Source organism: Planomonospora sp. ID82291, from assembly GCF_015711645.1.
In the GTDB taxonomy this organism is placed as follows: Bacteria; Actinomycetota; Actinomycetes; order Streptosporangiales; family Streptosporangiaceae; genus Planomonospora.
The window spans coordinates 757,266-776,303 of record NZ_JABTEX010000002.1 but is presented as its reverse complement, the minus strand read 5'-3'; the positions used below and the strand labels follow the sequence as shown (position 1 = coordinate 776,303).

The following is a 19,038-nucleotide window of genomic DNA, read 5'->3' as shown; positions in this document are numbered from 1 at the left end:
TCGGACTCCCGGACGGGCGCGGGCGGAGGGACGCGCCGATCAGCAGATCTTGTGGATCCAGCCGTGCACGTCGGGGCGGGTGCCGTACTGGATGCCGGTGAGCTCCTCGCGGATGCGCCGGGTGACCGGGCCCGGGGTGCCGTCGCCGACCGTCCAGGCGCGGTCGGCGCCCTTGACCGAGCCGACCGGGGTGACGACCGCCGCGGTGCCGCAGGCGAAGACCTCGGTGAGCTCGCCCGACTCGCAGCCCGCCTGCCACTCCTCGATCGAGATGCGGCCCTCCTCGGCGGTGAGGCCGAGGCCGCCGGCCAGGGTGAGGATCGAGTCGCGGGTGATGCCCGGCAGCAGCGTGCCGGTGAGCGCCGGGGTGAGCAGGCGGTCGCCGTAGACGAAGAACAGGTTCATCCCGCCCATCTCCTCGACGTGGCGGTGCTCGTTGGCGTCCAGCCAGACCACCTGGTCGCAGCCCTGCTCGACGGCCTGGCGCTGGGCCACGAAGGCCGCCGCGTAGTTGCCGCCGCACTTGGCGAAGCCGGTGCCGCCGGGGGCCGCCCGGGTGTACTCGGTGGAGAGCCAGACCGAGACCGCCTTGCTGGCGCCGAAGTAGGCGGCGGCCGGAGAGGCGATCGCCATGTACCGGTAGGTCCTCGACGGGTAGTTCACGCCGAGCGCGGGCTGTGTGGCGATCATGAAGGGCCGCAGGTAGAGGCTGTGCCCCTCGGTCGTCGGCACCCACTCGCGGTCGGTCTGGACGAGCAGCTCCAGCGACTCGACGAACGTCTCCTCGGGCAGCTCGGGCATGGCCATGCGCACCGCGGAGGCGTTGAAGCGGGCCGCGTTGGCGTACGGCCGGAAGGAGACGATCGCCCCGCTGCTCGGCTGCCGGTAGGCCTTCAGACCCTCGAAGAGCTCCTGGGCGTAGTGGAAGACCGAGGTCGCCGGGTCCAGCGTCAGCGGGCCGTACGGCGTGAGCCGGGCGTCGTGCCAGCCCTCGCCCTCGGTGTAGTCGATCGAGATCATGTGGTCGGTGAAGACCTGCCCGAACCCGGGGCTCTCCATTACCCGCTCGCGCTCTGCCGCGGTGCGCGCGTGGTCGGAGAGCTGCACATCGAAGCTGAGCTTCTGAGCGGTCGTCATGACGGAGATCCTTCTCTTTGTGACGGGTCTACCCTTTAAGTCCATTCTGCGACGGACCGGGTAACGGGAAACTACTGCATTCCGGCCGGTGATCGGCAGGCGGCGGGACCCGCGGAGGGGTCCGGATACGCGAAGACGCGCCCGGTGGCTCACTGGGAGCCGCCGGGCGCGTCTGGGATCGAGGTGGGCGGCTTCCTCAGCCGGCTACTCGGGCGGTGACGTCGTCGCCGATCTCCTGGGTGGTCCGGCCGCTCCAGCCGGTCTGCCGCTCGACCAGGTCGTCGGCGACGGCCTGCTCGACCCGGGCGGCCTCCTCGGCCAGGCCCAGGTGGTCCAGGAGCATGGCGACCGACAGGATCGTGGCGGTGGGGTCGGCCTTGCCCTGGCCGGCGATGTCGGGGGCGCTGCCGTGGACCGGCTCGAACATGCTCGGCGCGGTGCGGTCGGGGTTGACGTTTCCGCTGGCCGCCAGGCCGATGCCGCCGGCGATCGCCGCGCCGATGTCGGTGATGATGTCGCCGAAGAGGTTGTCGGTGACGATCACGTCGAACCGCTGCGGCTGGTTGACGAAGAACATCGAGGCCGCGTCGATGTGGCAGTAGTCGGTCTCGACGTCGGGGTACTCCAGGCTGACGCGGTCGACGGTGCGGGCCCACAGGTCGCCCGCGTAGGTCAGCACGTTGGTCTTGTGGACCAGCGTCAGCTTCCTGCGGGGGCGGGCGAGCGCCTTGTCGAAGGCGTAGCGGACGACGCGCTCGACGCCGTGGGCGGTGTTCACCGACTCCTGGGTGGCGATCTCGTGCGGGGTGCCGCGGCGCAGCACGCCGCCGGCCCCGGCGTACAGCCCCTCGGTGCCCTCGCGCACGACGACCATGTCGATGTCCTCGGGACGGGCCCCGCCGAGCGGGGTCTCCACGCCGGGGAAGAGCCTGACCGGGCGGAGGTTGACGTAGTGGTCCAACTCGAAGCGGAGCCGCAGCAGCAGGTCGCGCTCCAGGACGCCCGGGGGCACGCTGGGGTCGCCGATCGCGCCGAGGAGGATCGCGTCGTAGCCGCGCAGCTCGTCCAGGACCGCGTCCGGGAGGGTCTCGCCGGTCTCGTGGTAGCGCTTGGCGCCGAGGTCGTAGGTGGTGGTCTCCACCTTCGCCCCGACCGCTTCGAGGACCTTCAGGCCCTCGGTGACGACTTCGGTCCCGATCCCGTCACCCGGGATGACCGCCAGGCGGATGTTACGCGAATCCATGCTGGAACCTTACCGGTCCGTCCCGGTGGTCGGACACCCATCTCACCGATCGGACACTTCGCATATCCGGGACATACCGGCTGAGCAGGGCGGTACTGCCGGATGCCGTGCGGCGCCCGGCCGCACCGCCCGCGCGGGCCGTACGGCTAGCGGTTCGGCGCACCGCCGTTGTCGCGGCGGTCCAGCGCCGCCTGGAGGGCCTCGGCGGCCTCCTCCTTGGCGTCCTCGGGACGGTTCCAGGGATACATGTCGTACATGGCGACTCTCATCTCGATCGTACGGGAAACGGCACGGAACCAGGGGGGAGGAGGTCCGGAGGTCCGATCGCGGCTCCGGACCGGGCCTGGGGTCGCGGGTCCGGATCGCGGACCGGCGACGAGGGGGCTTCCGGCCGGCGATCGCCACCGCACCGCGACGGGTCGCCGGCCTGCCCGTCAGACCCCGCCGCGGCAGGTGAGGATGACGAGAACCTGGCGCATTTCATCTCAGATTACCTGGTCATCGCGGTGCCGTCTCGCCCGGTGTACGAACTTCCCGGATGCTGAGACGGCCGCCGTCCCGGTGAGGGACGGCGGCCGTCTCGGAGAGCGTCGCCGCGGGTGCGGGCCGTCCGCGAGCGAGCGGGCGGGGCCCGCCGATCGCCGCGGGTGCGGGCCGCTAGTCGGCCAGGGTGACCGAGCGGCCTTCCTCGGCGCCGATCTCGGTGACGATCTGCTCGACGACCTCGGCCGGGATGGCGGTGTCGACGGTCAGCGCGATGAGCGCCTTGCCGCCCTTGGCGTGCCGGGCCACCTGCATGGAGGCGATGTTGATGCCGTGGTCGCCCAGGATGCGGCCGACGACGCCGACGACGCCGGGACGGTCGGAGTAGGTGAAGAACGACAGGTGGTCGGTCGGCTCGATCTCGATCTGGTAGCCGTTGACCTCGACGATCTTCGTGATCTGCCGCGGGCCGGACAGGGTGCCCGAGACCGAGACCGTGCGGCCGTCGGCCAGGACGCCGCGGACGGTCACCACGTTGCGCCAGTCGGGGCTCTCGGAGCTGGTGACCAGCTCCACCGTCACACCGCGGTCCTTGGCCAGGAGCGGGGCGTTGACGTAGGTGACGGCGTCCTCGACCACGTCGGTGAAGACGCCCTTGAGGGCGGCCAGCTCCAGCACCCGCACGTCCTGGGAGGCGATCTCGCCGCGGACCTCGACGTCGAGCCCGGTGGCGACCTCGCCGGCCAGGGCGGTGAACACCCGGCCGAGCTTCTCGGCCAGCGGCAGGCCCGGCTTGACGTCCTCGGCGACGGCGCCGCCCTGGACGTTGACCGCGTCCGGCACGAACTCGCCGGCCAGGGCGAGCTTCACGCTCCGCGCGACCTGGGTGCCGGCCTTCTCCTGGGCCTCGTGGGTGGAGGCGCCCAGGTGCGGGGTGACGACGACCTGGTCCAGCTCGAACAGCGGGCTGTCGGTGACGGGCTCCTTGGGGAACACGTCGATGCCGGCGCCGGCGACCCGGCCCTCCTTGATCGCGGAGTACAGGGCGCCCTCGTCGATGATGCCGCCGCGGGCCACGTTGATCAGCCGGGCCGACGGCTTGACCAGGTGCAGCTCCTTGTCGCCGATGAGCCCGATGGTCTCCTTGGACTTCGGCAGGTGCACGGTGATGAAGTCGGCCTCGCGCAGCGCCTCCTCCAGCGAGACCAGGCGCACGCCCATCTGCGCGGCGCGGGCCGGCTGCAGGTAGGGGTCGTAGGCGATCAGCTGGACGCCGAACGGCTGCAGCCGCTGGGCGACCAGCTGGCCGATCTTGCCGAGGCCGAGGATCGCGACGACCTTCTCGTCGAGCTCCACTCCGGTGTACTTCGAGCGCTTCCACTCGCCGCCCTTGAGCGCGGCGTGCGCCTGGGCGACGTTGCGGGCGGAGGCGAGGATCAGCGCGACGGTGTGCTCGGCGGCGCTGGTGATGTTGGAGGTCGGCGCGTTGACGACCATGACGCCGGCCTTGGTCGCCGCCTCCACGTCCACGTTGTCCAGGCCGACGCCCGCGCGGGCGACGACGCGGAGCCGGGGCGCGTTCGCGATGGCTTCGGCGTCCACCTGGGTGGCGCTGCGCACGATGAGCGCGTCCACGTCGGCGAGGGCGGGCAGGAACTGGGCGCGGTCGGCGCCGTCGGTGTGACGGACCTCGAAGTCCGCGCCAAGGACCGCGAGACCGGCCTCGGAGAGTTCCTCTGCGACCAGGACGACGGGCTTGTTCACTGATGGTTCCTTACGAGACGGGGAGGGCTGCACCGGATCTCACGCAGTCTATCGACGCTTGTGAACGTGTTCACGAGTGTCCCGCGATCCGAGACGGAGATCACCTGCGGCCTGCGGGCCGGGACGGGTACCCAATCCCCGCGAATCTCATGCACGGAACCTTCAACTTGGTATTGCTGCGATAAATCTTCACGATTACCCTCATAAGCCGTGGTCCTCTACCTATCGTTCGTCATATGAGCATCGGCAACCCCGCTCTCGGCGATGTGCTCGCGCAACACGGCGGCCCGCACCGGCTGCTGGCCGCGCTTGCCGAAGGGGGGCTCCTCGTCGCGGTCCGGCCGGACCGCTCCGTGGTCCTCGGGACGACGCAGACCGGTGACCGGGTGCTGCTCGGCTACACCTCCGCGAGCACCTACGCGCGGCACGGCGGCAGCCACTCCCTGTCGGACTGCGACGCCGACACCATCCTCGACATCCAGCGCGTCACCGGCGTGCGCGAGATCGTGATCGACGCCGCCGGGCCCACGGCCGCGGCCGTGCCGATCGAGGACCTCCTGCGGTACCTGCGCTCCACCCGCACCGGCCCCACGCCGGCGCTGTCGGGCCTGTCGGGCACCGCCCCGACCGCCTACGCGACGGGGGCGATGGCGACGGTCCGCCGCGCCTCGGCGGTGCGGGCGGCCGACCCGGTGGCCTCGGCTCCCCCGCTGGCCCCCACCGGATCGATGGGTCCGCTGGCCCCGGCCGGATCGATGGGCCCGCTGGCCTCGCCCGCGCCCCCGGTCGCCGCGGGCCCTCCCGCCCCGCCGAGCCGGCCGCTCCCACCGGCCCGGCCGATGACCACCCCCGTGCCGGCGGCCTCCGCCCAGCCGTGGATCCCCGCGCCGCGCCCCCACCTGTCGGGGCCGATGCAGATGGTCGATCCGGGCTACAAGCGGTGCGCCCACCCGATCCTGCCCGCGCTGCGCGTGGCGATCGCCCAGCTGCTCGCCGACTTCCCGCTGATCCACCACGTGTGGATCTCCGAGGCCCGGACCGCCTCGGGCGCTCCCGGGATCATGCTCCACGTCAAGGTGCACATGTCCGCGGCCGAGGACGTGGTGCGGGACCTGCACCGCATGGTGCGGGCCCGGCTGCCCCAGCTGGCGGCGAGCGACGCGCCGATCCTCATGGCGCGGGTCGCCGACGCGCGCAGCGAGCAGCGCATGATCGAGGTCGGCGCCCACGTGGTCTGCGCCGACGTGCGGGACTGACCGCGGGCCGACACGGGACCGCCGCGGAACAGCCGCGGGTTCTCCATGGGCTCTCCGCGGGCTCTCCGCGGGTTCTCCGCGGTGTCGCGGGACGCCGCGGAGCGTCGCGGACCGGGGAATCCGCGGTCCGGCGCCCCCGCGGGATCGGGTCGCCGCGCCGTACTTCGCGGCGTACGTCCCGGACGCTCCCGGACCGCCGCTGACGGCCGCGGCCTGCGCGGTTCTGGTACCCATGCCCTTGCGGGTCTGGCCGTCCAGCGGCCTCGCGGGCGCTGCGCGCCCCGGCCGGCCAGGCCGCCGTCCCCGCGGTGGTCAGCTTCACCGCGGCGCCGACGACCTGCACGCACCGGCTCGCGGAGGTTCAGCGGAGATGACCCGTTCCAACCCGATCCATCAGCTGCGCTATGCCGTACGGCATCCGGACCGCATCGTCCCGCACGTGCGGCGGCTGGCCCGGGACACCTGGTTCCGGCTGCGCACCAGCGACCACGTCAGCTACTACCGGGCCGTGATGAGGTCGGACACGGCGCGCAACCCCGAGGCGGCGGTGGGCAGCAAGTCGCACGAGCGCTGGCTGGCCCTCGGCCGGATGCAGTTCGACTACCTGGTCGGGCACGGCCTGCGCCCGGAGCACCGGATGCTGGAGATCGGCTGCGGCAACCTGCGCGCCGGCCGCCTGTTCATCGACTACCTCGACGCCGGCGGCTACTACGGCCTCGACATCTCCCCCGACATCCTCGTCGCCGCCCAGAAGACCCTCGTCGAGTACGGCCTGCGCGACAAGCTCCCGCACCTGACCCCGGTCCGGGACCTGAGGCTGGAGTTCCTGCCCGACGCGCACTTCGACGTGGTCCACGCGCACAGCGTCTTCTCCCACTCCCCGCTGCACGTGATCGAGGAGTGCTTCGCCCACGTGGGCCGCGTCATGCGGCCCGGCGGCTGGTTCGACTTCACCTTCGACCGGACCGAGGGCCGCGAGCACCAGGTGCTGCGCGAGGACTTCTACTACCGGACCGAGACGCTGGTGAACCTGGCCGCCCGGCACGGCCTGACGGCCAAGTTCATGGACGACTGGGAGGAGCTCCCGCACAAGCAGTCCAAGATCCGCATCACCCTGCCGTAGGCCGTACCCCCGGTGCCGCCCGGTGCCGTCCGGTGCTGCCCGGTGCCGTGCGACACCGTGCGCCGCACCGCCCGGTCCTCCCCCGGTGCTTCGGCGCAGGAGGACCGGGCCGGGGTCAGGCGATTCGGCGGGTGAGCGTCACCTTCGTGCGGGCGAACAGGGCCGCGACCGCCGCGGCGAGCACCGGCAGGCCGACCACCACCGCCGCGAGGAAGAGCCAGGGCAGCTCGACCGTCGGCGGCCCCTGCGGGAACGGCCGCATCCCCCCGTGCGTCTCCATCAGATAGGCGAGATCGTGTGTCCGCGTCGTCATCGGCCAGGCGACCCCGATGCCCGTGACCACTCCGGCCAGGGCGCCGACCAGCACGCCGAGCCCGGCGATGAACCCCGCCTGTCCGGCGATGACCAGTCTGCGGATGCCGGGCGGCGCCCCCACGGCGGCCATGGTCGCGAGGTCCGGCCGCAGGTCGGCCGCGGCGAGCCCGGTGGCGACGAACGTGCCGCCCAGCACCAGGACGAGCGCCGCCCCCAGCAGGATCCACAGCTGCGGAGCGAGGTAGCCGCCGTCGAAGCCCAGTTCCAGGTAGCTTCCGGCCTTGCCCGCCGACACCGCCGCGAGGTCCCGCCTGAACCGGATCTCCTCCTCGGTGCCGAGCCGGTGGCCGTCCGGAGGGACGTACAGCCGGCGCGGGGCGGTCTGCAGCCCGGCGGCGCGGAGAGCGGAGACGGGCAGCACCACGACGGCGTGCTCGGGGTTCACGGCCCGCGCGGCGACCGCGGGGACCGTCACCCGGCGCGACTCGCCTTCACCGTGCGGCCAGAGCTCCAGCGTCAGCCGCCCGTCGCGCAGCAGGCCCGGGTCGAAGACCACGGCAGCGCCCGCGGCGAACGCCGCCCCCGCCACCGGGTCCGGCCGGCCCTGGACGAGGTGGAGCAGCCGGCCGTCCCCGACCGGCAGCTCCGCCCCCCGGAAGACCCGCCTGGAGTCGGAGGGCGGCACGACCTCTATCCCCATGCCCCGCCCCGCCTCGTCCCGCACCTCGGCGGCCTCGATCAGCGGCGCGTCCGGCAGCCTCTCCCGGACGGCCTCCCTGACCTTCGCCCAGGCGGCGTCGTCCAGATCCCTGCCCTCGACCACCAGGGTCCCCGCCGGGACGAACGCCTGGAAGGAGTCCCGGTTCTCGGCGAAGTCGCTGCTCACCGCGACGCCTGCCGCCGTGAACGCGGCGGTCGCGGTCATGACCGCCGCGACGGCGGAGGCCGTGCGGATCCGGTGCCGGGAGGCGTCCCGGGCGGCCAGGCGGAACGGGAGCGGGAGGCGGCCCGCCAGCCCCGCGGCGGCCCTGACCAGCCGGGGCGTCAGCGCGATCAGCCCGAGCTGGGAGAGCAGCGCGGCGGCGAGGACCCAGATCGCGTCGAACCGGACCGCGAACACCGCCGCGGCGATCCCCGCGACGAGCAGGACCGTGCCGAGCACGGGCCGGCCCGCCCGCTCGCGCGCCCGGTTCCTGCGCCCGCCCAGCACCGCCGCCGGGTCCTGCCGGGCCGCCTGTACGGCGGGCGCCACGGCGGCGGCCAACCCGCTGACCGTACCCAGCACCGCGATGCCCACGACCCATCCCCACGGGACGTCCAGCGGACCCGCCCGACCGATCAGCCGCCCCGCCTCCAGCAGCGCCGCCAGGGACGCCCCGCCCACGCCCAGGACGAGCCCGAGCAGCGCCGCCGTACCGCCCAGGACCAGGCCGTCGGCGAGCACGACCGTGCGCAGCTGCCCCGGGGAGCCGCCCTGCGCGGCGAGCAGCGCGAGCTCCCGGCGGCGGCGGCGCAGCCCCACCGCGAAGGCGGGACCGGCGAGCAGCACCACCTCCAGCACGATCATGGTCCCGGTGAGCCCGATCGCCACGACCGACTCCAGGCGGCGGCCTGACGGCAGACCCAGCTGCTCGGGGGCGGGCGGGTTCTGCACCGCGGCACGGGAGTGCACGAGCAGCCCGGCCGCGTTCAGCTTCCGCACGGTCTCCCAGACCACCGGACCGGGGGTGTCCGCCAGCCAGCCGGTCCCGGACCCGTCGCGCCGGTCCAGGAGCAGGACCCCGGGGAATCCCACGATCTGCGGCCAGTCGATCCGGTGCGGATGCTCGACCACACCGACGATCCGCACCGGCCGGTCCTGCCGGGTCACCGCCAGCGCCGCGCCCCGTCGGAGGCCCTGCCCGCGCAGCGCGGCGGTCACCACGACCTCTTGCGAGGAGGCGGGGAACCGCCCCTCCAGCAGGCGGAACATGCCCGCGGTCAGCGGGTCGCGCAGGTCCGTCTCCAGGGCGTCCGCCTGGTCGTAGCCGTCCGGTCCGCGGAACTCGACGGTGCCCTCGTTCGCCGGCAGCAGCCGGGTCCCGGTCTCCAGGAGACCGGCCACCTCGGTCTCCGTCCACGGCGGAGGAGGCGGCGCCTCGAAGTCCCCGCCCGGGGAACTCCAGGCCCTGCCGACGAGGTCCTGCCGGAGCGGCGCCCGTGCGGGGGCCGTCCTGATGTGGGCGTCGGCCGTGCCGAGGGCGGCGGTCAGGCCCTCGCGCGGGTCGATGTCGGCGGTCTCCGCGAGGGTCAGGAAGGCGGTGACGACGAGCACGGGCAGACCGATCATGGCAATGATCAGGGCGCTGCGCCCCTTGGACCGCAGGGCGTCGCGGCGGGAGATCCGCAGGGCGGCGAGCAGGGCCGCCAGCGGGGAGCGGGTGGTCCTCCCCGTCCGGCCGGCGCTCATCGGGCACTCTCCAGGGGCGCGGCGGTGGAGTCGGCGACCTCGCCGTCGCACAGGAAGACCACCCGGTCGGCCCAGGCGGCGTAGCGCGGCTCGTGGGTGACCAGCAGCACGGCCGCGCCGGCGTCGCAGCGGGCGCGCAGCAGGCGCAGGACGTCATCGCCGGTGGGGGTGTCCAGCGCGCCGGTGGGCTCGTCGGCCAGGATCAGCCGCCGCCCGCCGACGAGGGCCCGGGCGATGGCGACCCGCTGCCGCTGGCCGCCGGAGAGCTCGTCGGGGAAGCGGCCGGGCTCGGTGATCCCGATCTCGGCGAGGATCTCCACCGCCTCGCTCCGGGCCTGCCGCGCCCGCACGCCGTCCAGCTCGCGCGGGAGCATCACGTTCTCGGCGGCGGTCAGCGACGGGATCAGGTTGAGGTCCTGGAAGACGTAGCCGACGCGCCTGCGGCGCAGCGCCGCGAGCTCCTTGGCGGACAGCCCGGACAGCGGCGTGCCCTCGACGGTCACCTCGCCCGAGGTGGGCGCGTCCAGCCCGCCGGCCAGGTTCAGCAGGGTCGACTTGCCGGACCCCGACGGTCCCATCACCGCGACCAGCTCTCCGGCCGCGACGTCCAGGCTCACCCCGCGCAGCGCGGGTACGGCCTGCGGGCCGTCGCCGTGGACGCGGGTCACGTCCGCCAGCCGTACGACCGGATCGACGCTCATCTCAGAACTCCTCATCGGGGAAGGGCCCGGATCCCGGCTCCGGGAAGCGGGGGGCCTGCGGTGTCTCCTGCGTGCGGGGGGAGGCCGCGAGCACGGCCTCGCAGTGGTCGAGCCAGCGCTGCTCCGCCTCGGCCTGGAAGACCATCGAGTCGAGCACCAGCCGCTGCGCCGGGCCCTCGGCGCCCGCCATGGCGCGGGTGAGCTCCTGCAGCGCGCGCATGGTCGCGGTGCGCTGGGCCCGGATCACCGGGCGCGGGTCGGCGCCGGCCGCGACCGCCATGGCGAGCTTGACGACCAGTTCGTCCCGGGGCCGGTCGGACCGGGCGACGGGGGTGCTGAGCCATCGCTCCATCTCGGCCCGGCCGGCCTCGGTGATCGTGTAGACGACCCGGCCCTGGGCGTCCTGCTCGCCGGGGGCCACCAGGCCGTCGCGTTCCAGGCGCGAGAGCGTCGTGTAGACCTGGCCGATGTTGAGCGGCCAGATCGCCCCCGTCGACGCCTCGAACTCGGAGCGCAGCTGGTAGCCGTAGCGGGGTCCCTGGCTCAGCAGGGCGAGCAGCCCATGTCGGATCGCCATGGATACTGAGTATGCATACTCAGTATGGTCACGGCAACCTGGGGGCGGGGATCCGCATATTCTGGACAGGAATCGTGGTTGGCACCGATACTCGGGGGATGAGCTCGACGCATCCCCCGGCCCGCGCATCCGACGGGGACCGCGATCGTGCGATCAACGAGCTCCGGGACCGCGCCGTCGAGGGACGGCTGTCGCACGACACGTTCCTCGGACGCGTCGACATGGCCCTGCGCGCCCGCAGCCAGGGCGAGCTGGAGCACCTGGTCGCCGACCTGCCGCAGCGCGGCCGGCTGCGCCGCATGGTGACGGAGGTCGTCTCGTCGATCTCCGACTTCACCACGCGGGTGGAGTCCGCCTGGCGCCGGCCGCGGCTGCCCAAGCTGGCCCTGCCCGGCGACGCCCGCAGCCGCTACGTGGTGGGCCGGGGCTCGGCCTGCGACCTGGTCCTGGCCGACCTGACCGTCTCCCGGATCCACGCCGAGCTCCGCCGGGACGACGACGACTGGATCCTCGTCGACCTCGGCTCGCTCAACGGCACCCGGCTGAACGACTGGCGGCTGGTCGGCCCGGCGCGGGTCCGGCCGGGCGACGTGATCTCCTTCGGCGACTGCGCGTTCGTGGTGGTCACGCCCCAGCCGACCTGATCTCCTCCTCCGTGAGGAGATAGCGCGTCGTCAGCAGCACGGCGATCCCGGCGAAGAGGGCGGGCACCAGCGTGCCGCCGTACAGCACGGCCCGGACCGCCGACGCGGGCTGCTCGACCGCCGCGCCCGAGCCGGACTCCACGAAGCCCGCCACGCCCAGCAGCCAGCCGAGCACCAGCGCGCCGAAGGCGAAGACCACCGTCTCGGCCGCCGTCCACAGGCCGGTGAACACCCCGGCGCGGTTCCTGCCGGTGACCGCCGCGTCGTGGACGATCACGTCGGAGAGCATCGAGTACTGCAGCAGCTGCAGCCCGGCGTAGCCGACGCCGACGACCAGCACGCACGCGTGCGCGTAGACCGGCCCGAGCTCCTCGGTCAGCGCCATCGCGGCCGCGCCGGCGGCGAACAGCGCCGAGGCCGCGAGCATCGCCCCGCGCTTGTCGTAGCGCCGCGACAGGGCGACCCAGCCCGGCATCGTCACCAGCAGCGGTCCCACGATGCACAGCAGGAGGGTGCTGGTCGCCCCGGGATCGCCCAGCGTGTAGGTCGCGAAGTACGGCGCGCCCGCGAGCAGCGTCCCGGCGGCGAACATCTGGGCGCAGCTCAGCGCGAGCAGCAGCAGGAACGGCCGGTTCGTGCGGGCCGCGGCGAACTGCGCCCGCAGCGACGGCTCGGCCTCGGCCCGGACGGTCACCGGGGCGCGGGCCGTACCGAAGAAGGAGGCCAGCATCGACACGAGCAGCACCGCGGCGACGACCAGGCCCATGCGCCGGTAGCCGGACACCTCGGTGCCCGCGATCGCGGGCGCGACGGAACCGGACAGCAGGATCGCCAGGCCGATGAAGACCATCTTCCACTGCAGGATCGCCGAGCGCTCGTGGTAGTCGCCGGTCATCTCGGCCGGCATCGCCTTGTAGGGGACCTCGTAGCAGGCGTAGGCCGTGGCGGTGAGCAGGTAGCAGACCGCGACGTACGCCGCGGCGGGCGGACCGGTGAGCGGCGGACCCGCGAACATCGCGGCGAACGCCGGCGGCAGGGTGAGCGCGCCCAGCAGCATCCAGGGGCGGCGGGCGCCGAACCGGGAGACCGTCCGGTCGGAGCGCTGGCCGACCCAGGGGTTGACGACGACGTCCCAGACCTTGGGGAGGAAGGCCACCAGGCCCGCGATCCAGGCGGGTACGGCCAGCACGTCGGTCATGTAGAACAGCAGCAGCAGGCCCGGGACGGTGCCGAAGGTGGCCGTGCAGACCGAGCCGACGCCGTAGCCGAGGCGCACGCCGCGCAGGACGGCGGGGACGGCGGGGACGGGGACTCCGGACGTCGGCGTGATCATCATCACATTGAATCGCACCAAGTGCTCGCTTGGTAGGCCCATCCGGCGCTCTTCCCTCGGGACCGTTCCATCGGCGGCGCCCTCCCGCCACTCACGGCCTGAAATATCCCCATAGACACACGACTGCCATTTTCATGCCGTTTTGTCCGAAATTTCGCTAAAGAGGCGTTCGTTGGCCGCGGATCGCGGAATTCATCCAGGTCAGACCATCTGCAGGATGGAGGAACCGACATGCGCAGACCGCTAGGAGCACTCGTGTGCCTCGGCGCCGCGACGGCCCTGAGCAGCCCGGCCGTCGCCGCCCCCGCGGTCGAGCCGACCGCCGCCCCCACCGCGACGAGCGGCGTGGCGGCGACCCCCGAGGAGGACGAGGTGGTGCGGCTGACGAACCTCCAGCGCCAGAAGGGCGGCTGCCGCGCTCTCGCCAACAACCCGTACCTCCGCACGGCCGCCTACCGCCACTCGCTCGACATGGCCACCCAGAACTACTTCAGCCACACCTCCAAGGACGGCCGGACCGTCGGCGACCGCATCAGGGCGGCCGGCTACACCGGGGCCCGGCGCTGGGCGGAGAACATCGCCTGGGGCCAGCAGACCCCGTCCGCGGTGGTCACGGCCTGGATGAACAGCCCCGGGCACCGGGCCAACATCATGAACTGCGGCTACGCCGACATCGGGGTGGGCCTGGCCAAGAACAGCAGCGGGAGGCCGTACTGGACGCAGAACTTCGCCGCCAAGCAGTGACCGCCCGCGGGCCGCGGGGAGGACTCCTCCCCGCGCGTCCCGGACGGGGACGCGCGGCCCCGCGGCGGTGATCCGGCACGGGGCCGTCCGTCTCGGCCCGGTCCTCCCCGCACAAGATTTTTTCGGACACTTTCCGATCTTTCCGGACATATCTCGCACCGGAATATGCCTGGTCGGAATCGGTCCAACGGCGTTTCGCGACGCTCCAGTAGCCCCTTCGGTTTACCGGCGCCTCAGATTTTTGTCCGAAATTTCGTGACAAGACAGGTCTGTGGGGACCAGAATGCGGACCCATCCAGCGTCCACCCATCTGGAGGAACCCACATGCGCAGACCGTTCGGAGCACTCGTGTGCCTCGGAAGTCTGGCGGCCCTGAGCGCCCCCGCCGCCGCGGCCCACGCCGAGGCGGGCCCGGGGGACATGTGCGGCGTGTCGGTGAGCGCCCCCTATGTCACGCCTGCCGGGAAGATCGAGGCGTCCGCGGCCCGCGCCGGCTGCGAGAACACCTCTCTGGTCCGGCTCCGCATCAAGCGCGTCCAGCCCGGTCCCGACCGCACCGTCAAGAGCGGATCCCAGCGAGGGATCGTCAACGGCCGGTTGGACCTCAGCCTGGAGTGCAGCAAGACCATCGGCACGTACTACACCGAGGTCGTCGACTACCGGGGCAACCGGGCCCGCTCCCTGCCGGTCCGGCTGTCCTGCTCGCTGCCGGGCTTCCCGTCCCCCACGGCCACCGCGGTGCCGAGCGGCAAGCCCACCACCCCGGCCCCGCCGAGCGGCACCCCCACCGCCAAGCCCACCGCCAAGCCCACGGCCACGCCCACCACCCCCGCTCCGCCGACGAGCAAGCCCACCACCCCGGCCCCGCCGAGCAGCAAGCCCACCACCCCGGCCCCGCCGACGAGCAAGCCCACCACCCCGGCCCCGCCGAGCAACTCGCCCGGCACGCCCGGCGGCGTGGGCACGGCCGAGGAGAACGAGGTCGTGCGGCTGACCAACGTCGAGCGGGCCAAGGGCGGCTGCGCCCCCCTCAAGCACGACCCGCAGCTGCGCCAGTCCGCCTACGGCCACTCCGCCGACATGGCGGCCAAGGGCTACTTCGACCACACCTCCCAGGACGGCCGCTCCTTCATGGACCGCATCCGCGGGGCCGGCTTCACCGGGGGCAGGGCCTTCGCCGAGAACATCGCCTGGGGCTACCCGAACCCGGCCGCCGTGGTCGACGGCTGGATGAAGAGCCCCGGCCACAAGGACAACATCATGAACTGCGGCTACAACCTCATCGGCGTCGGCGCGGCCAAGAACGCGCAGGGCCAGATCTACTGGACCCAGAACTTCGCCACCAAGTAGGACCCGCGGACGGCCGAGGGGCCTCCTCGCCGCTCCCCCGCTCCTGCGGGCCCTTCCGTCCTCCGCCGCCGCCGCCGTCCGGGCGGTCGCGGCGGGCGGGAGGATCCGCGGGGCGCTCCCGGCCGACCCCCCACCGGGAGAAGACGACGCCCCCACGACGGTCATCCGTCGCGGGGGCGTCGCCGTACGGGGAGGACCTCCGTACGGCCGTGCGGAACCGTGCCCGGGAAAGGGCCTACTTGTCCTTGAGCCAGCTCATCATCGGGCGGAGCGTGGCGCCGGTCTTCTCGATCGGGTGCTCGGCCAGCTCCTCGCGGTAGGCGGTGAAGCGCTTCTGGCCGCCGTCGAACTCGTCGACGAGCTCCTTGGCGAACTCGCCGGACTGGATCTCCGCCAGGATGCGCTGCATCTCCTTCTTCGTCTCCGGCGTCACGACGCGCGGGCCGCGGGAGTAGCCGCCGTACTCGGCGGTGTCGGAGACCGACCAGTACATCTTGTGGATGCCGCCCTCGTACATGAGGTCGACGATCAGCTTCATCTCGTGCAGGCACTCGAAGTAGGCGACCTCGGGCTGGTAGCCGGCCTCGATCAGGGTCTCGAACCCGGCCTTGATCAGCTCCGAGACGCCGCCGCACAGCACGGCCTGCTCGCCGAACAGGTCGGTCTCGGTCTCCTCGGTGAAGGTGGTCTTCAGCGCGCCCGCCCGAGTGCCGCCGATGCCCTTGGCGTACGACAGGACCAGCGGCCAGGCGCCTCCGGTGGCGTCCTTCTCGACGGCGACCAGGCACGGCACGCCGCGGCCCGCGGCGTACTGGCGGCGGACGAGGTGGCCGGGGCCCTTGGGGGCGACCATCGCGACGTCGACGCCCTCGGGCGCCTCGATGAGGCCGTAGCGGATGTTCAGGCCGTGACCGAAGAAGAGCGCGTCGCCCGGCTGCAGGTTCGGCTGGATGTCCTGCGCGTACAGGTGGCGCTGGATGTGGTCCGGCGCGAGGATCATGATCAGGTCGGCCTCGGCGGCCGCCTCCGCCGGGGTCAGCACGCGCAGGCCGTCGGCCTCGGCCTTCTCCCGGCTCTTGGAGCCCTCGGGCAGGCCGACGCGGACGTCCACGCCGGAGTCCCGCAGGGAGAGCGCGTGGGCGTGGCCCTGGCTGCCGTACCCGATGACGGCCACGACGCGGCCCTGGATGATCGACAGGTCGGCCTGGTCGTCGTAGAAGATCTCAGTCACTTACTTGAACCTTTCAGGGTTTTGTACGGCTCTGCTCACGGTCGGGCCCCTCTCCGCGCGTGCGGCGCGGCCGTCCGGATCCGCTCCGGTCGGCCGCCCCGCGCGCTCGGCGATCCGCCCTCTACGCGGTCCGGTCCAGGGCCCGGAGGGAGCGGTCGGTGATGGAACGGGCGCCGCGGCCGATGGCCACCATGCCCGACTGGACGAGTTCCTTGATGCCGAACGGCTCCAGGACCTTGATGAAGGCCTCCAGCTTGTCCGGCGTCCCGGTGACCTCGATGGTCACCGCGTCGGAGGCGACGTCGACGCAGCGCGCGCGGAACAGGTTGACCAGTTCCAGCACGTTCGACCGGGTGTCGGCGTCGGCCCGCACCTTGATCAGCATGAGCTCGCGCTGGACCGCCTGGCCCGGGTCGAGCTCCACGATCTTCAGCACGTTGACCAGCTTGTTGAGCTGCTTGGTGACCTGCTCCAACGGCAGTTCCTCGACGTTGACCACGATGGTCATCCGCGAGATGTCCGCGTGCTCGGTCGGCCCGACCGCCAGCGAGTCAATGTTGAACCCGCGACGGCTGAACAGCGCCGCGACGCGCGCGAGCACGCCGGGCTTGTTCTCCACCAGGACGGAGAGCGTGTGCCTGCTCATGCGTTCCTCCTCGCCTGGCGGCTCGTCGACGCATTCGCAAGCCCGCTGTGTCTCTTGATTCGCTCGCTGCGCTCGCTCACGTCCTACTCCTCGCTGTCCCAGACCGGCGCCATGTCGCGCGCGAACTTGATGTCGTCGTTGCTGGTCCCGGCGGCGACCATCGGCCAGACCATCGCGTCCTGGTGGACGACGAAGTCGATCACCACCGGCACGTCGTTGATCTCCATCGCCTTCTCGATGGTGGCGTCCACGTCCTCGGGACGCTCGCAGCGCAGGCCCACACAACCGTACGCTTCCGCGAGCTTGACGAAGTCGGGGATCCGGCGGACCGTCTGCAGGTCGGTGTTGGAGTAGCGCTCGTTGTAGAAGAGCGTCTGCCACTGGCGGACCATGCCGAGGTTGCCGTTGTTGATGATCGCGACCTTGATCGGCACGCCCTCGATGGTGCAGGTGGCCAGCTCCTGGTTCGTCATCTGGAAGCAGCCGTCGCCGTCGATCGCCCAGACCGTGGCGTCGGGGCGGCCCATCTTGGCGCCCATCGCGGCCGGGAGCGAGAAGCCCATCGTGCCGGCTCCGCCGGAGTTGATGAACGTGCCCGGCCTCTCGTAGCCGATGAACTGCGCGGCCCACATCTGGTGCTGGCCGACGCCCGCGGTGTAGATCGCGTCCGGGCCGACGATCGCGCTCAGCCGCTCCATGACGTACTGCGGGGCCAGGGAGCCGTCCTCGAACTCGGCGTAGCCCAGGGGGTAGGTCGTCTTGTAGGTGTTCAGCGCCGTCCACCAGTCGGTGTAGTCGCCCTTGCGGTCGTCCGCGCGCACCGCGGCGATCAGCTCGGTGAGGACCTCCTTGCAGTCGCCCACGATCGGGACGTCCGCGTGCCGGTTCTTGGAGATCTCGGCCGGGTCGATGTCGGCGTGCACCACCTTGGCGTACGGCGCGAAGCTGGACAGCTCGCCGGTGACCCGGTCGTCGAAGCGCACGCCCAGCCCGATGATCAGGTCCGACTTCTGCAGCGCACCGACCGCCGACACCGAGCCGTGCATGCCGGGCATGCCCATGTGCTGCGGGTGGCTGTCGGGGAAGGTGCCGCGCGCCATCAGGGTGGTGACCACCGGGATGCCGGTCAGCTCGGCGAACTCGCGCAGCTCCGCCGAGGCGCCCGCCTTGTGCACGCCGCCGCCGACGTACAGCACCGGCCGCTTCGCCTCGGCGATCAGCTTGGCCGCCTCGCGGATCTGCTTGGAGTGCGGCCGGGTCACCGGCCGGTAGCCGGGCAGCTGCATCGCCGGCGGCCAGCTCGGGAAGGTCGTCGTCGCCTGGAGGGCGTCCTTGGAGATGTCGACCAGGACCGGACCGGGGCGGCCGGTGGAGGCGATGTGGAAGGCCTCCAGAATCGTCCGCGCGATGTCGGCGGGATCGGTGATCAGGAAGTTGTGCTTGGTGATCGGCATGGTGATGCCGGAGATGTCGGCTTCCTGGAACGCGTCGGTGCCGATCGCGTGACTCGCCACCTGGCCGGTGATCGCGACCATCGGGACCGAGTCCATGTAGGCGTCGGCGATCGGGGTGACCAGGTTGGTCGCGCCCGGACCGCTGGTGGCCATGCACACCCCGACCCTGCCGGTGGCCTGCGCGTAGCCCTGGGCCGCGTGCCCGGCGCCCTGCTCGTGCCGTACAAGCACGTGCCGGACCTTGGTCGAATCGTAGAGGGGATCGTAGGCGGGGAGGATCGCCCCACCCGGAATCCCGAACACGGTGTCGACCCCGACGTGCTCCAGCGCCCTCACGAGGGCCTGGGCTCCTGTCATCTGTTCGGTCATCGGCTCGTTCCTTGCCTGGCTGATGCGTGGCTGATGCGTGGCTGAGCTTTCTGCTGGCATAAAAAATGCCCCGTCCGCCTACGAGAGGCGGAGCCGGGGCGGCGCGCAGGTCGGAGTGCTTCGCTTAACGGCCTGCGCGCCGGCGAAGTACTACGCGAATCCCACGGTGATGCATGGCTCCACCATGACCGACGGAGCGTTCCGGCGTCAAATCCATGG

The 19,038-nt window shown here is 72.3% G+C and carries 16 protein-coding genes; 5 read left to right on the top strand and 11 right to left on the bottom strand.

Annotation, left to right across the window (positions count from 1 at the left end):
* Positions 1-39: 39 nt before the first annotated feature.
* From HS045_RS14440 to serA, 4 genes are all read right to left on the bottom strand, one after another.
* Positions 40-1,137 carry a branched-chain amino acid aminotransferase gene (locus tag HS045_RS14440; protein ID WP_196451873.1) on the bottom strand — a complete coding sequence of 366 codons (1,098 nt, stop codon included), beginning with the start codon at positions 1,135-1,137 and terminating at the stop codon, positions 40-42.
* 196 nt (positions 1,138-1,333) lie between these two features.
* Complete coding sequence (locus tag HS045_RS14435) at positions 1,334-2,380, bottom strand: 3-isopropylmalate dehydrogenase (RefSeq protein WP_196451872.1); 1,047 nt, start codon at positions 2,378-2,380, stop codon at positions 1,334-1,336.
* A gap of 146 nt (positions 2,381-2,526) precedes the next feature.
* Positions 2,527-2,649 carry a hypothetical protein gene (locus HS045_RS35460; protein WP_255531813.1) on the bottom strand — a complete coding sequence of 41 codons (123 nt, stop codon included), beginning with the start codon at positions 2,647-2,649 and terminating at the stop codon, positions 2,527-2,529.
* A 388-nt stretch (positions 2,650-3,037) separates the two neighbouring features.
* Positions 3,038-4,627, bottom strand: a complete 1,590-nt coding sequence (gene serA / locus HS045_RS14430; protein WP_196451871.1) for a phosphoglycerate dehydrogenase — start codon at positions 4,625-4,627, stop codon at positions 3,038-3,040.
* Between the two features lie 236 nt (positions 4,628-4,863).
* Here serA and HS045_RS35865 point away from each other — a divergent pair, with 236 nt between their 5' ends.
* Both HS045_RS35865 and HS045_RS14420 read left to right on the top strand, forming a co-directional pair.
* A complete protein-coding gene (locus HS045_RS35865; RefSeq protein WP_196451870.1) occupies positions 4,864-5,883 on the top strand; it encodes a hypothetical protein in 1,020 nt (339 codons plus the stop codon).
* Between the two features lie 370 nt (positions 5,884-6,253).
* Positions 6,254-7,006 carry a class I SAM-dependent methyltransferase gene (locus HS045_RS14420; RefSeq protein WP_196451869.1) on the top strand — a complete coding sequence of 251 codons (753 nt, stop codon included), beginning with the start codon at positions 6,254-6,256 and terminating at the stop codon, positions 7,004-7,006.
* A 115-nt stretch (positions 7,007-7,121) separates the two neighbouring features.
* Here the strand turns inward: HS045_RS14420 and HS045_RS14415 are convergent, their stop codons facing one another.
* Genes HS045_RS14415 through HS045_RS14405 form a run of 3 tightly spaced genes read right to left on the bottom strand, consistent with a single transcriptional unit; the run spans position 7,122 to position 11,048 of the window.
* The gene (locus tag HS045_RS14415; protein ID WP_196451868.1) at positions 7,122-9,770 is read right to left on the bottom strand and encodes an FtsX-like permease family protein; all 2,649 of its coding nucleotides are present in this window, start codon (positions 9,768-9,770) and stop codon (positions 7,122-7,124) included.
* On the bottom strand, positions 9,767-10,471 hold the full coding sequence (locus HS045_RS14410; protein ID WP_196451867.1) for an ABC transporter ATP-binding protein: 705 nt from the start codon (positions 10,469-10,471) through the stop codon (positions 9,767-9,769). Before HS045_RS14410 ends, HS045_RS14415 begins: the two co-directional genes overlap by 4 nt.
* Position 10,472: 1 nt before the next feature.
* Positions 10,473-11,048, bottom strand: coding sequence for a PadR family transcriptional regulator (locus HS045_RS14405; RefSeq protein WP_196451866.1), 576 nt, complete (start codon positions 11,046-11,048; stop codon positions 10,473-10,475).
* A gap of 98 nt (positions 11,049-11,146) precedes the next feature.
* Between HS045_RS14405 and HS045_RS14400 the strand changes: the two genes are divergently transcribed.
* The gene (locus HS045_RS14400) at positions 11,147-11,692 is read left to right on the top strand and encodes a DUF1707 and FHA domain-containing protein (protein WP_196451865.1); all 546 of its coding nucleotides are present in this window, start codon (positions 11,147-11,149) and stop codon (positions 11,690-11,692) included.
* Here HS045_RS14400 and HS045_RS14395 read toward each other — a convergent pair.
* Positions 11,673-13,025: an MFS transporter gene (locus tag HS045_RS14395; RefSeq protein WP_230884037.1), complete on the bottom strand. Its 1,353-nt coding sequence runs from the start codon at positions 13,023-13,025 to the stop codon at positions 11,673-11,675. The genes HS045_RS14400 and HS045_RS14395 overlap by 20 nt on opposite strands.
* 231 nt (positions 13,026-13,256) lie before the next feature.
* Here HS045_RS14395 and HS045_RS14390 point away from each other — a divergent pair, with 231 nt between their 5' ends.
* Both HS045_RS14390 and HS045_RS14385 read left to right on the top strand, forming a co-directional pair.
* Entirely contained in the window at positions 13,257-13,769 is a 513-nt protein-coding gene (locus HS045_RS14390; protein WP_196451863.1) for a CAP domain-containing protein, read from the top strand.
* A gap of 324 nt (positions 13,770-14,093) precedes the next feature.
* Positions 14,094-15,119 (top strand): CAP domain-containing protein, encoded by a 1,026-nt coding sequence (locus tag HS045_RS14385; RefSeq protein ID WP_196451862.1) that lies wholly within the window; start codon positions 14,094-14,096, stop codon positions 15,117-15,119.
* A gap of 235 nt (positions 15,120-15,354) precedes the next feature.
* Here HS045_RS14385 and ilvC read toward each other — a convergent pair whose 3' ends face one another.
* From ilvC to HS045_RS14370, 3 genes are all read right to left on the bottom strand, one after another.
* The gene (gene ilvC / locus HS045_RS14380) at positions 15,355-16,341 is read right to left on the bottom strand and encodes a ketol-acid reductoisomerase (RefSeq protein WP_307827600.1); all 987 of its coding nucleotides are present in this window, start codon (positions 16,339-16,341) and stop codon (positions 15,355-15,357) included.
* Positions 16,342-16,471: 130 nt separating this feature from the next.
* Complete coding sequence (gene ilvN, locus HS045_RS14375; RefSeq protein WP_196451860.1) at positions 16,472-16,996, bottom strand: acetolactate synthase small subunit; 525 nt, start codon at positions 16,994-16,996, stop codon at positions 16,472-16,474.
* Positions 16,997-17,079: 83 nt separating this feature from the next.
* Positions 17,080-18,879 carry an acetolactate synthase large subunit gene (locus HS045_RS14370; protein ID WP_196451859.1) on the bottom strand — a complete coding sequence of 600 codons (1,800 nt, stop codon included), beginning with the start codon at positions 18,877-18,879 and terminating at the stop codon, positions 17,080-17,082.
* Positions 18,880-19,038: the final 159 nt, after the last annotated feature.

Excerpts from the sequence above, each read along its gene's own strand:
- HS045_RS14385 (WP_196451862.1), top strand. The coding sequence starts at position 14,094 with ATGCGCAGACCGTTCGGAGCACTCGTGTGCCTCGGAAGTCTGGCGGCC.
- HS045_RS14405 (WP_196451866.1), bottom strand. The coding sequence starts at position 11,048 with ATGGCGATCCGACATGGGCTGCTCGCCCTGCTGAGCCAGGGACCCCGC.
- ilvN (WP_196451860.1), bottom strand. The coding sequence starts at position 16,996 with ATGAGCAGGCACACGCTCTCCGTCCTGGTGGAGAACAAGCCCGGCGTG.
- HS045_RS14435 (WP_196451872.1), bottom strand. The coding sequence starts at position 2,380 with ATGGATTCGCGTAACATCCGCCTGGCGGTCATCCCGGGTGACGGGATC.
- HS045_RS14370 (WP_196451859.1), bottom strand. The coding sequence starts at position 18,879 with ATGCCAGCAGAAAGCTCAGCCACGCATCAGCCACGCATCAGCCAGGCA.
- HS045_RS14400 (WP_196451865.1), top strand. The coding sequence starts at position 11,147 with ATGAGCTCGACGCATCCCCCGGCCCGCGCATCCGACGGGGACCGCGAT.
- HS045_RS14410 (WP_196451867.1), bottom strand. The coding sequence starts at position 10,471 with ATGAGCGTCGATCCGGTCGTACGGCTGGCGGACGTGACCCGCGTCCAC.
- HS045_RS14390 (WP_196451863.1), top strand. The coding sequence starts at position 13,257 with ATGCGCAGACCGCTAGGAGCACTCGTGTGCCTCGGCGCCGCGACGGCC.
- HS045_RS14440 (WP_196451873.1), bottom strand. The coding sequence starts at position 1,137 with ATGACGACCGCTCAGAAGCTCAGCTTCGATGTGCAGCTCTCCGACCAC.
- HS045_RS35460 (WP_255531813.1), bottom strand. The coding sequence starts at position 2,649 with ATGAGAGTCGCCATGTACGACATGTATCCCTGGAACCGTCCCGAGGAC.
- HS045_RS14395 (WP_230884037.1), bottom strand. The coding sequence starts at position 13,025 with ATGATCACGCCGACGTCCGGAGTCCCCGTCCCCGCCGTCCCCGCCGTC.
- HS045_RS14415 (WP_196451868.1), bottom strand. The coding sequence starts at position 9,770 with ATGAGCGCCGGCCGGACGGGGAGGACCACCCGCTCCCCGCTGGCGGCC.
- HS045_RS35865 (WP_196451870.1), top strand. The coding sequence starts at position 4,864 with ATGAGCATCGGCAACCCCGCTCTCGGCGATGTGCTCGCGCAACACGGC.
- HS045_RS14420 (WP_196451869.1), top strand. The coding sequence starts at position 6,254 with ATGACCCGTTCCAACCCGATCCATCAGCTGCGCTATGCCGTACGGCAT.